Origin of the sequence: Chryseobacterium sp. WG23 (assembly GCF_024586575.1) — a bacterium.
Classification (GTDB): domain Bacteria; phylum Bacteroidota; class Bacteroidia; order Flavobacteriales; family Weeksellaceae; genus Chryseobacterium.
Map to the genome: position 1 here is coordinate 131,639 of NZ_JALCZE010000006.1, position 12,495 is coordinate 144,133.

Here is a 12,495-nt window from a genome sequence, read left to right on the forward strand (position 1 = left end):
AAACTACATTAACTGATATTCAGGAGTAGACATAAGGTTGATGACTGTCATTTTTACGCTCTTATCAGAGAAATTTCTGACTGAGTTCATATCCAGGCTTTGAATATTTTGAATCAGATAGTCTTCACAGTTTTTCCGGGCAAAAATTTTTTCTACCCGCTCCCAGTCTATGGTGATATTCTGATTTTTAAAAGACTTGTTTAAAGCAGTTTCCCGGGATTTTATCCCCATATCGATATCATCGTCCTGACGCGGGCTGTATTCCAAAGGCCTTAAGCCTGACCAGATCTGTGGAACCTGAAGTCTCAGCATTAATGTTGAACTGTCGATCCATGCCTTTCCGTTAGGCCATCCCGCAACATTGGGAGGATAAAGCAGCATTTGTCCCAGTAATTTCTGATAAACGATGAGGTTTTCCGGGTTTTGGATATGCATGGGAAGCAGCCGCATAATTCCTGCCATCAGTTCAATAGGTGATTTTATCCTGTTTCCTATATTACTCTGCTCATAAAACCATGAGCTTGAAAATATCTCCGTCATGAGCTTTTTGATATTATATCCGGAATTATAGAAGCTGTTGCTTAGTTGGTCTATCTTATCGGTATCTATTTTTTCATTAACAAAAAATTTATAAATTTTGGTTGTGATAAATCTGGAGGTCGCTTTCTGTTCCAAAATAATATGTAAGGCATCATCTCCACTGAAATTACCGGTCTTTCCTAAAAAGGTTTTTGTTTCCGCATCGTGAAAGTTCTTCCTTTCTTTAAAATTCCCCTCTTTATCATATCCCCATCCGGTAAAGGCTCTGGCGCCCTCCCTTACATCTTTTTCAGTATAATTTCCTCTTCCCATGGTAAACAGCTCCATAACTTCCCGGGCAAAATTTTCGTTGGGATGGTCCTTTTTGTTTTGTTGATTATTGAGAAAGTTCAGCATGGCCGGAGCCTTGCTTACTTCAAAAAGAAGGTCTTTAAAATTACCCAATGCATGTTTTCGTATGGTATTTAAAAGCTGTTTGTTAAACCTTGGATTCACAACTCTGGAAGCAAAATGACCATGCCAGAAAAAGGCCATTTTTTCTCTCATCTGTTCTTTGCTGTTCACCATTTTATCCAGAAAATGAAGATTCAGTTCATTATTCTGCTCCCTGTTGATTTTCTGCATCTGTTTTTTCTTTTCTGCAGGAGCTGTATTGCCCATATAATCTGCCACAGGATCAATATCGGGAGTGTCATAGGTGATTTCAGTGAAATTATCCTCTGCAAATAGTTCATTAATCAACGTTTTACTGCTTTTATTCCTCAGATCGTCGATTTGACTGATTCCGATACCGAAACCCGCACGCCATAAAAGATGTTTATTTTTTAATAATGAATCAGCCATTGGAGGATATTTGTTTTTTGATGTTTCTGAAGAGATAAGGTTAAAATAATAACGGGTTAAAGATTGTTAATATTGTAAGATGACTGGAAACCAGAAGTTTTTCTGAATTTTATTCCTTAATTCACCTTTTAAGATTATTTTTGGTAAATTTTGTTAAACAAACATTTAAATTTTGTTAAAAATAATGCGTTGATAATCATTATTTTATGATTTTTAAATGTGTTAAAGTAACAGGTAAAGCTGTGCTTGGCATGATTTTTACATCTTACTTGCTTAGTAAAATTTAAAAATTAGAGTTATGAAAATGTTTAAACAGGCAATATTACTGGCTGGAATTTTAACAGCAGGAATAGCAAGCGCACAGAGTTCACAAATGAATAATATGATCAAGGTGGGCGCAAATGTTGGTTTAGCAGTTCCTTCAGATAACCTTTCGGCTGCTGTTGGAGTAGATGTAGCTTACCAGAACCTTATTACTCCTGGTTTTGGATTAGGTATTGCATCAGGATATAGCCATTATTTCGGAAAAGAAAATAACGGATATAAAAATAATGATGTAGGAGTAGTTCCTGTAGCTGCTTTAATTAGAATTTATCCAAAACAAACAGGTTTCTATTTTGGAGCTGATTTAGGATATGGATTCTTAGTTGGAGACAAAATGGTAGCTTCCAATACAAATGTAGAGAGAGCAAGCGGAGGTTTTTACCTTAAGCCGGAGATCGGATATCACAACAGAGACTGGAACTTCTTTGTACAATACCAGAAGGTTTTTGTAGGAACTAAAGGAGATTTACCAGGTCAGGACTATAATGTGGGAAACATCGGAGTAGGCTTCGGGTATAATATTCCATTAGGAAAGTAGTTAGATTTAATATAAACAATTATTAGCCAAACCTTTTCACTTTTGTGAAAAGGTTTTTTTCTTGTCTGCAGGATTTACAAAAACAATTATTATATTTGGTAAAATTTGAGGTTATGATTCTGAATCCAAAATTTCCACTTTATTTACCAGGAGTAGAGAACAGTAATAATGATAATGTTTCTATCATTGGAGCAAGTCTCCGTGAAGACATGACGATCTTAGGCTATTTTGTGTCCAGTAATGGAGGTCTTGAGATAAAAATTCAACAAACGTATTCCACAAAAGAATATGCTTCTTTTACTGATATTTTAAAGAAGTTTATTCAGGATAATCAGCTGGAAAATGTAAAACGTCTGGGAGTGGCCGTGCCAGGTCCTGTACTTGACGGAAAAAGCAGCCCGGCAAGATTAGGCTGGAATTTAGATATTGAAGAATATAAAAGAGATTTCGGGTTTGAAAAAGCAGATATGCTGAATGACCTGGAAGCTTCCGCTTACGGAATGGGTCTTCTTGAGGATGACGACCTGGAAGCCATCTATACAAGCGGACATCTTGAAAAAGGGAATGTTGCCATTCTTGCCCCTGGAAACGGGTTAGGGGAAGCTGGATATTTCTTTGACGGAAAATATCTAAGACCTTTTGCTACAGAAGGAGGACATTCTGAATTTTCACCGAGAACCAACGTAGAAGTTGAGTTTTACCAATTCTTAAACAATATCTATGGAATTGTAAGCTGGGAAAATGTATTATCCAAATCAGGATTATTTAATATCTACAGATTCCTAAGAGACGTAAAAAGACATCCGGAACCGGAATGGTTAAGCGAACGCCTTTCAGGAGGTAATTTTGCTGAAGAACTTTATAAAGCTGCAGTAGAAGATAATGTACTGATCTGTAGAATCGCTTTAGATACTTTCATTGAGTTTTTGGCAAGAGAGGCTAATAACCTTACATTAAAGGTGAAGGCGACAGGAGGACTACTGATCTCTGGAGATATTCCCCAGATGGTTAGAGAATATATTGATAAGGATAAATTCTACGAAAAATTCAAGATCAGTGATAAAATGGAAGGAATGTTGAAAAATATTCCTATTTACCTGGTCAAGCAAAACCATACAGCATTAAAAGGGGTAGCACTTTATACCGCTTATTACCAAGAATAAATAAAAGACTCCGAAGAAATTCGGAGTTTTTTTATAGGATGATATTATTCATAAAAATAATCATATTTCTTGATTTACATCAACGCTATCTATTAAACGAGATAGCTATCTTTGTGTTATTAAATAAGTAAATACTTTTATTCAATGAAAAAAATATTTTTATTAGCAGTTTTAGCCGGTGGGTTAGCTTTCGGACAGTCAAAAAAAGTAGTAGCGTCTGATATTCACTGGTGGGGATATAAAGTTGCAAAATCTGAGGCCAGTTCTCACGACGGTACTGTAAAAGTAAAGTCCGGAGATATGGTGATGAAAGGAAATCAACTGGTAGGAGGAAGCTTCGTTTTAGATATGACTTCCATCAATGCAACTGACCTTTCAGGAGAATACCAGCAAAAGCTAAACGGGCACCTTAAGAACGGTGACTTCTTTGAGGTTGAAAAATTTCCTACTGCCAGCTTCAAAATTACGGGCATTAAGAAAAACAGCGATAAAATCTACAGTTCTCTGGTAACAGGAAATCTTACGGTAAAAGGAAAAACAAACCCGGTTACCTTCCCTGCAAAGATCTCTTACAGCAAAGGAGTGGTGAGTTTAGTATCAAACAAATTCTCTTTCGACAGACAGAAATTTGATGTAGCTTACAAATCTACAATGCAGGATGTTTTTGTGAAAGATGATATCGATATGCAGGTTAAGGTTACTGCTCAATAAATTAATCAAAAAAATATTGTTAAAAGTGTAGAAGTTCTACACTTTTTTTTATTTTTGTTGAATTGTAAATAAAAAAGAATGAAAAGATTACTATTGTTTGCTATGGTGTGTGTAGGCATATCATTTGTTTCTGCCCAAAAGAAATTTGATAAAGTTTCAAAAGTGACTTCATCAGAGATCAGATGGTGGGGATATAAGGTTGTAAAAACTGAAGCCTCTTCCCATTCAGGAACAGTGAAACTGAAAAGCGGGAAATTTAACTTTGACCATACTGTTTTGGTAGACGGAGAATTTGTAATAGATATGAGAAGTATGATGGCCGGAGATGTTTCCGATGAGGACCAGATCAAGCTTACAGATGACCTTAAAAGTTCAAACTTCTTTGAAGTGAAAAAATTTCCGGTAGCTAAATTCCATTTGACTAAGATTATTCCATTAGCCAACAGCGAATACAATTCTACAGTGTATGGAGATGTTACCATTAAAGGAGTGAGAAAAACCATCACTTTTCCTGCAAATGTATATGTTACCCAGTTTACCGTAGTCATTGAGTCTGCTAAGTTTTCATTAAACAGAAGAGACTTTAAGGTATTCTACCAGTCTTCACTGAAAGACTATTTCATCAAGAATGAAATGGATATCCAGTTCAGAGTTTCTACAGAACAGTTGGATAACGAAAACAGAATTCCGGTAAAGAAAAAGAAATAAGATTAAATATAATATTGATAAAAAAGAGCAGTTCAGTTGATGGATTGCTCTTTTTTTATGGAATATATTGTACAGTTAGTGTTGAGAACATTCTGTCAAATCTGTTGAATGGATATGTGTTGGAGAAGAGGATATTTTGCTCTCTAATTTTAATATTCATAAATATATTAGATCTCTAAAAACTATGGTATACTTCTTACGCAATGAGCTCATCACTAAAAAACTGGAGTATTATTTTAAAATTTTTTTGAAATTGTAACACAAAATTTGTCATTCCTTAGGAATCCAAGCCTGGAAAAATAAATCTGTGCTTAGATTCCTAAGGAATGACAAAGAGAGCGCTAGTCAAAAAATTCTGTACTCTCCCTTATAGAAAACACATCCTACAATGCAACAGCAAAAGGAAGCTGAAAATATTCAAATACCTCTGGAACAATTTTATCGCAGATAAAATCCTTGCGCCTTAAAAACGCTTAGTTATTCAATCTTCTTGCGTCTTTGCGTTTATTCCAACCTACACTTCTAATCTACTCTTTTTTAATAACACTGTTTAGATTCCTACGGAGTGACAAACTGTATAGATCGTTTTAACTTCCTTCTTCAATTGTAATACTTGTGAAATAGAAGATTAAAAAAAATATGTTTCCTTTTTACATAAAACTTAAGTCTTATAACAGCTTGAATGTTTAAAGCTTTTGCAGTTTAAATTCAACAGCAATATCTTTAGCTTTTCCTTATTAATCTGCCATTTATTTTCCTGTTTTTTTATAAATTAGTCCTATGAAAATTTATGTTGTAAGCGGTCTTGGAGCAGACTTTAAGGTACTTGAAAGATTGGAGTTCCCTCCAAACTATGAACCGGTCTTTATAGATTGGCTTATTCCTGAAAGTAATGAACCTTTTGATGACTATGTAAAAAGAATGGCTGAGAAGGTGGATGATTCGGAACCGTTCTGTTTGTTAGGCTATTCTTTTGGAGGAATTATTGTACAGGAGATTAATCAGCTGAAGCCGGCTGAAAAAGTAGTGATCCTGGGAAGTATAAAATCAGATAAAGAGAAATCCAAGTTCATAAAGACCGGTGAGGTAACCAAGATCCCAAGAATCCTTCCCGTAGGGTTGTTTAATAATAGAGCAGCTCAGGTGTATTCTGTGGTAAGAAAGCTTTTTGATCCCAGAAATCCTAAAATCCTGGAATATTTCAAAGTGCGGGATCCTTATTATTTAAAATGGTCTGTAGAAAAAGTTTCCGAATGGAAGTTTGAAGAAAATCCTAATGTTATTCAGATATTAGGAGATAAAGATATTGTTTTCCCAATACGGTATTCAAAACCGGATTATGTGATTAAAGGCGGTTCACATCTTTTTCCGGTTACCAAACATAAAGAAGTTTCGAAAATACTGGCTAAGGTGTTTTCTGAAAAAATGATCAATGTTATTTCATAAATACTTTTTTTATGGGGGTATTGTAATTTAAAATATGTTTTTATTAAATTTATATTTAAATTTGATGGGGTTAAATATAAATTTTATGAAATTAGGATTAAAATGGATTGTTTCATTTTCGGTAATTGCTATTGTTGCATTCGGAGGATTGTTTTGGAATCCTGCTGCCGATGTTTCAGATACCGGGGCATTTCTGAGTGAAGATAAAATTGTAGGGGCAGATGTTGCCTGGATTCTCGCTGCTGCTGGGCTGGTACTGTTGATGACTCCCGGCCTTTCTTTTTTTTATGGCGGAATGGTGGGAAAGAAAAACGTGATCTCCACGATGCTGCAGAGTTTTATTGCGTTGGGGGTTATTTCTATTTTATGGGTGGTGGTAGGATTTTCTTTATCTTTTGGTGAATCTTTAGGATTCAGTATGAATGGAAAGCATTACGGGATTATTGGAAATCCTTTAAGCTATATGTTTTTTAACGGAGTGGGAGCCTTACCACACAAAATGATGGCTTCTACCATTCCTTTTGTGCTTTTTGCACTGTTTCAGATGAAGTTCGCTGTTATTACTCCTGCTATCATTACAGGATCTTTTGCTGAAAGGGTTCGTTTTATTTCTTACCTTTTATTTATAGTCCTTTTCTGTATTTTTATCTATACGCCACTCTGTCACATGGTATGGCATCCTGACGGGCTTCTGAACAAATATTTTGGAGTGAAAGACTTTGCCGGAGGTACGGTAGTACATATGAGTGCCGGATTTGCTGCCCTTGCAGGAGCTTTAGTTTTGGGACGGAGAAAAAATCCGCACCATGAGCCGTCCAATATTCCCTATGTCCTTTTGGGAACGGGAATGCTGTGGTTTGGTTGGTTCGGATTTAATGCAGGATCGGCATTGAGTGCTTCTGCCTCTGCAGCTACAGCCTTTGGAACAACTACCATTGCTTCTGCCTCTGCCATGATGACCTGGATATTTTTTGATAGAATCAATGGGCGAAGTATTTCCGCATTGGGAGCTTGTATTGGAGCAGTAGTAGGATTGGTGGCAATTACTCCCGGATGTGGTTTTGTCAGTATTCAGGAAAGTCTTTTTATAGGATTTATTTCAGCCATCGTTTCTAATGTGATGGTCAACTGGAAAGCTTTGAAAAAGGTAGATGATACATTGGATGTTTTTGCCTGCCATGGGGTAGGAGGAATTATGGGAATGGTTTTAACAGCTGTTTTCGCTCATGGTGAAAATGCAAGTCTTCTTCATGGTGGAGTAAGTGTATTTCTTCATCATATGGCGGCTTTGGTTTTGGTTTCTGCATTTACATTTTTCGGATCATTGCTTTTATATAAAATTACAGATTCCATTATTACGCTACGGGTTTCTGAAGAGTCTGAAAATATGGGGCTTGATCTTTCCCAGCATGATGAAAGTCTCAATTAGTAACAGAAATAATCAGGGTATAACACGGAGGCTTCCGAAATACCCTGTTTTAAGCTGAAATTTCAAAATATTGCTTTAAGATTTTATGCAATGGAGGCAATAGCCTTAAAGATTATTTTTTTTGATTCCTCAAATATTTCACCACCAAATTCTTCATTATCTAACGAGAAAACGGTGACATCTTTTATTCCCATTATTCCTAAAATATGTTTTAAATAGGTGGTCTGGAAATTCATATGGCCATTCTTTTCATTTTCTCCATAGCCCGTGTCTCCCCTGCTTGAGAGTATAAATACTTTTTTATTTTCCAGCAGCCCTACATAATCACCGTCTGGAGAACCTGACCTGAACTTCCAGGTTTCATTGATTCGCATTACCTGATCTATATAGGCTTTTAAACCGGATGGAATAGACCAGTTGTACATGGGAGTGCCAATCACATAGATGTCATTTTCTTTGAGCTCCTTTATAAGCTCATCACTCAGTTGTAATTCTTTTTGGCTTTCCTCTGTTCTGTCTGAAGGCTTTTTAAATGCTCCTGCAATCCAGGATTCATTAATATTGGGGATATGGCCAATTCCGGTTTCTCTGTAAGTAAATACAGCATGGGGGTGTTTGGTTTTCCAGTTTTCAACAAACAGGTCGGTTAGTCTTCGGCTGTAAGATCTTTTGTCTCTTACACTGGCGTTAATAATCAATACTTTCATAATGGTAAATTCTATACCTCAAAATTCTTGATTATTAAGTCCGGAAAAATTGATCTAGTTCAAGAGGATTTATTTTTTTTTCTAATTCTGCTGATAAACTCTGCTGAGACTCCTAAATAAGAAGCTATTAAATACTGCGGAACTTTGGCGGCTATATCAGGATAGGACTCCAGGAAGTAAAGATATTTCTGTTCAGCCTTATACATATTATTAAATACAATTCTTTTCTCCAGAGTTCCGAGGTACCCCTCTAAAATAATTCTAAAATATCTTTCCAGTGAAGGGATCTGCTCTAACAGTTTTTGAAAAGAGCTATGGCTGATCTGTAGCAGCTTTGTTTTCTCTATCGCCTGTATATTATAAATAGAGGCTTTTTGTCTGGAAAAGCTGTAGGTATCTGTTGCCCACCAATTATCAATTGCTAAAAAAAGAATTTCTTCATTGCCATTTTCAGGATTAATACAGAAGGCTTTTAAAGTACCGGATACAACATAATTGTCATAGCGGCATGTATCTCCATTTCTTAAAAGAAATTCACCTTTTTCCAATGTTTTTTCTGTCCAGAAGTTTTTGAAAACCGAAATTTCCTCCGGACTCAATTTGATATGTTGCGAAATATTTTTAATTAGTGTTTCCATTTAGAATGATGAAAATATACAGGGTGAATTTAATAAGGTTACAGAAAGAATTATTGTTCATTGCTAATTTAAAAAATATAATTGTGAAATCTTATTTCTAATGGGTATGAATAGTTATTAATACCAGGTTCTGCTATGCTGTTTATTAGATTTATCATGTATCTTTGTATAAGCAAAATGAAGAGCCATTTATGGAATCAATATCGGTTTTTGAGATTATTAAAGTAGGAATAGGTCCATCCAGTTCACATACGATGGGACCTTGGAATGCAGCGGCTGCATTTATCAGAATTATAAAAAGGGAAAGATCCATCGCGGAGGTAAAAGAAGTTTTTCTTGAATTCTTTGGCTCTTTGGCCAAAACCGGAATTGGACACGGAACGGATATCGCCGGAATGCTTGGATTGAACGGTGAAGATTTTAAGACCATCAATACTTCAAAAATTGATGAAAAGATAGAAAGAATAAAGAAAAACCAGACTATTAATCTTGGTGGTGAAAAAGAAATTCCCTTTGTTTACGGGTATCATTTGGTTTTAAATATGCAGAAATCACTTGATTTTCACCCGAATGGAATGATCTTTAGGGCTGTTTTTGAAGATGGAACCGAGCTTGTTCAGGATTTCTATTCTGTAGGCGGAGGTTTTATTGCCAGCCAGGAAAAAAACTCGATAGAAAAACAATGCGTACGTACATTGTATCCTTGTCATAAAGCTGCAGATATTGCAAAATACTGCCAGAAGCTGGGGTTCAACAAAATTTCAGATTTAATTTTAATCAATGAAGAAAGCTGGAGGCCACAGGAAGAAACAAGACAGGAAGCTTTATATATCTGGAGCCAGATTAAAGAATGTATCTACAAAGGAGTGAATAAAGAAGGAATTCTTCCCGGTGGGTTGAATGTTTCCCGAAGAGCAGCGGGAATCAATAGAAAACTACTAGGTGACGAAATTTATAAAAATAAAGATGAATGGTTTCAGCAGGTTGTTGATGCCGAAGAAAATTTCACCAATATCAATAAATGGATTGCTTGTTTTGCACTGGCGGTAAATGAAGAAAATGCGAGCTTTGGAAGAATCATTACAGCACCTACCAACGGAGCGAGTGGAGTGATTCCCGCAGTGTTAATGTATGCACAGGCGTTTACACCATTTACAAGCGAGGATGATATTGTAAGATTCCTGCTTGTAGCCGGAGAAATAGGAACATTATTCAAGAAAAATGCAACCATTTCTGCAGCAATGGGAGGATGTCAGGCCGAAATTGGGGTATCATCAGCGATGGCTGCTGCGGGGCTTACGGAAATTCTTGGAGGAAGTGTAGGGCAGGTATTAATGGCTGCTGAAATAGCGATGGAACACCACCTTGGATTAACCTGTGATCCTATTAAAGGACTTGTACAGATTCCATGTATTGAAAGAAATACAATGGGAGCTATGAAAGCGATTACAGCCGCTAATATCGCATTGGAAAGTGATCCGACAAAGGCAAAAGTAACCCTGGATGAGGTCATTCAGACCATGTGGGAGACTGCCCAGTCTATGAGTGACCGTTTTAAGGAAACCTCAGAAGGTGGGTTGGCAATTGCAGTGAATGTTCCTGAATGCTAATACAGAATACAAATTAAAAATACGAAAAAATCCTTAGACATAACATCTAAGGATTTTTTTATGCAGTAGTGGAACTTAATAGGGGTCAAACACTATTTTTTATTGAACATATATGTTTTTTCACCCTGAAGTTGTTGTTTTCAATTGAAAATTCCTAATTGTTTGTAAGAAGGTTAAAAACTATCCATGTAATTTATCATTGCGAATCCACCTCAATTTTTATGATGTCCGTTTAGGTGACTATGGAATGATATTAAGACCAATACTTATTTTTAGTTACAAGCTTTACGTATAAGAAGTACTTAAGTCTATAAAAATCTATGATTTTCATAGATATCCGATAAATATTACAAGGGAAAACGTGATATTCCCCTTCGGAGGGGTGGCGAAAATTCAAAGAATTTTTGATGGAGTGGACATAACCTGATGTACAACATTACTTTAAAGTGCTATTCAGCATCCTGTTTGTCATTCCGCAGGAATCCAATCTCAATTTTTATAATCCCAGTTGGAATATTCCTATGGAATGGCAAGATTGTAACTATTATTTTAAAATAACACTAAGTTTTAGGAAAAAAGCTGGGTTAAGTATTATTATCTTAATATACCTCTGATTCTGTTGGCATTGGTAATCAGTTCTTCAAGGTATTCATAATTTTCTTTTTCCAATGCGGATTTGAATTTTCTGAGCTGGGTAATATGTTCGTTCAATACATCCAGTACATTTTCTTTGTTCTGTCTGAAGATGGGAACCCACATTTCGGGATGCGATTTAGCCAGACGTACCGTGCTTGAGAAACCCGAACTGGCCAGTTGGAAGATAGTCTCTTCTTCGCGCTCTTTTTCCAATACGGTATTGGCAAGGGCGTAAGAGGTAATATGGGAGATATGGGAAATATAGGCAGTATGAATATCATGATCTTCTGCATCCATGTAGATCATGTGCATATCAAGTGCATCGACTACTTTTTCTACCAGGGTTAAAGCATCTTCTGCAGATTCTTCTTTATTGCAGATAACCCCCGCTTTTCCTGAGAAACTTTCGGCAATAGCAGATTTAGGACCGCTATTTTCAGTACCCCACATCGGGTGGAAAGCCACAAATCTTGAGCGTTTTGGATGATTTTTTACGGCATTGACAATTCCTGCTTTTGTAGAACCGGCATCCATTACGGTTTGATGATCTGATATAAGATTCAGAACCTCCGGCAATAATTTTCGGGCTGAATCCACAGGAATAGCAAGGATAATCAGCTCTGCGTTTTTAACGCCCTGCTCCAGATCAGCTCCTGCATCAATGATGTTCAGTTCTAATGCTTCATCAATATGCTGTTTATTGTTATCAATTCCGTAGATAAAGCTGGCGATGCCTTTTTCCTTTAATTTTAATGCTATCGATCCTCCGATTAATCCAGCTCCTATAATACTTATTTTCATCTTTTAAATTGGTTTTAAATAAAAAAACCCCGTCCAGGACGAGGTTTTAAATTATGTTCATAAGAATCCCTATCCCAGATCTGAGTTAAAAATTCTATAATAATATGTTCCGTTGTTAAAATTCACAAAGCGAAGGTATAAAATTTTTTTAAACTTATGAAATTTCTGATTGAAATTATATAGAGATAATGTGTTATTTGCTGTTAGTGAGTATATAGATGATTGTTCCTCTACCATTCCATGCTGTGCTGTGAGATGTTTTTCTGAGTGATTTGTTGTAGTTCAGATTCCAGCTGGCGATAGGCTGTGAGGTCTTCATCACCGGAAAGATTTACATGGGCTGTACTAATCCAGAATTATTTGAGAATTCAGGGGTATCGGTTTCTGCTGTTTTTAAATCG

12 protein-coding genes are annotated in these 12,495 nt (G+C 36.2%); 7 read left to right on the forward strand and 5 right to left on the reverse strand.

The features are described 5' to 3' along the window. Positions 1-3: 3 nt before the first annotated feature. Positions 4-1,383 carry a DUF1800 family protein gene (locus MP477_RS10930; RefSeq protein WP_257190444.1) on the reverse strand — a complete coding sequence of 460 codons (1,380 nt, stop codon included), beginning with the start codon at positions 1,381-1,383 and terminating at the stop codon, positions 4-6. A gap of 298 nt (positions 1,384-1,681) precedes the next feature. Here MP477_RS10930 and MP477_RS10935 point away from each other — a divergent pair, with 298 nt between their 5' ends. From MP477_RS10935 to MP477_RS10960, 6 genes are all read left to right on the forward strand, one after another. After that, positions 1,682-2,245 carry a hypothetical protein gene (locus MP477_RS10935; RefSeq protein WP_257190445.1) on the forward strand — a complete coding sequence of 188 codons (564 nt, stop codon included), beginning with the start codon at positions 1,682-1,684 and terminating at the stop codon, positions 2,243-2,245. A gap of 113 nt (positions 2,246-2,358) precedes the next feature. Then, complete coding sequence (locus MP477_RS10940) at positions 2,359-3,408, forward strand: glucokinase (protein ID WP_257190446.1); 1,050 nt, start codon at positions 2,359-2,361, stop codon at positions 3,406-3,408. Positions 3,409-3,552: 144 nt separating this feature from the next. Beyond that, positions 3,553-4,119 carry a YceI family protein gene (locus MP477_RS10945; protein ID WP_257190447.1) on the forward strand — a complete coding sequence of 189 codons (567 nt, stop codon included), beginning with the start codon at positions 3,553-3,555 and terminating at the stop codon, positions 4,117-4,119. A gap of 78 nt (positions 4,120-4,197) precedes the next feature. Then, complete coding sequence (locus tag MP477_RS10950; RefSeq protein WP_230037709.1) at positions 4,198-4,827, forward strand: YceI family protein; 630 nt, start codon at positions 4,198-4,200, stop codon at positions 4,825-4,827. Positions 4,828-5,607: 780 nt separating this feature from the next. Beyond that, entirely contained in the window at positions 5,608-6,273 is a 666-nt protein-coding gene (locus tag MP477_RS10955) for an alpha/beta hydrolase (RefSeq protein WP_257190448.1), read from the forward strand. An 85-nt stretch (positions 6,274-6,358) separates the two neighbouring features. Further along, a complete protein-coding gene (locus tag MP477_RS10960; protein WP_257190449.1) occupies positions 6,359-7,702 on the forward strand; it encodes an ammonium transporter in 1,344 nt (447 codons plus the stop codon). Positions 7,703-7,785: 83 nt separating this feature from the next. Here the strand turns inward: MP477_RS10960 and MP477_RS10965 are convergent, their stop codons facing one another. Then, positions 7,786-8,409, reverse strand: a complete 624-nt coding sequence (locus MP477_RS10965) for an FMN-dependent NADH-azoreductase (protein ID WP_257190450.1) — start codon at positions 8,407-8,409, stop codon at positions 7,786-7,788. A 59-nt stretch (positions 8,410-8,468) separates the two neighbouring features. Next, positions 8,469-9,047, reverse strand: a complete 579-nt coding sequence (locus MP477_RS10970; protein WP_257190451.1) for a Crp/Fnr family transcriptional regulator — start codon at positions 9,045-9,047, stop codon at positions 8,469-8,471. A 191-nt stretch (positions 9,048-9,238) separates the two neighbouring features. Here MP477_RS10970 and MP477_RS10975 point away from each other — a divergent pair, with 191 nt between their 5' ends. After that, complete coding sequence (locus MP477_RS10975; RefSeq protein ID WP_257190452.1) at positions 9,239-10,657, forward strand: L-serine ammonia-lyase; 1,419 nt, start codon at positions 9,239-9,241, stop codon at positions 10,655-10,657. A gap of 594 nt (positions 10,658-11,251) precedes the next feature. Here MP477_RS10975 and MP477_RS10980 read toward each other — a convergent pair. Continuing rightward, positions 11,252-12,094, reverse strand: a complete 843-nt coding sequence (locus MP477_RS10980; protein WP_257190453.1) for a prephenate dehydrogenase — start codon at positions 12,092-12,094, stop codon at positions 11,252-11,254. Positions 12,095-12,287: 193 nt separating this feature from the next. Further along, the gene (locus tag MP477_RS10985; protein ID WP_257190454.1) at positions 12,288-12,413 is read right to left on the reverse strand and encodes a hypothetical protein; all 126 of its coding nucleotides are present in this window, start codon (positions 12,411-12,413) and stop codon (positions 12,288-12,290) included. Between the last annotated feature and the right edge of the window lie 82 nt (positions 12,414-12,495).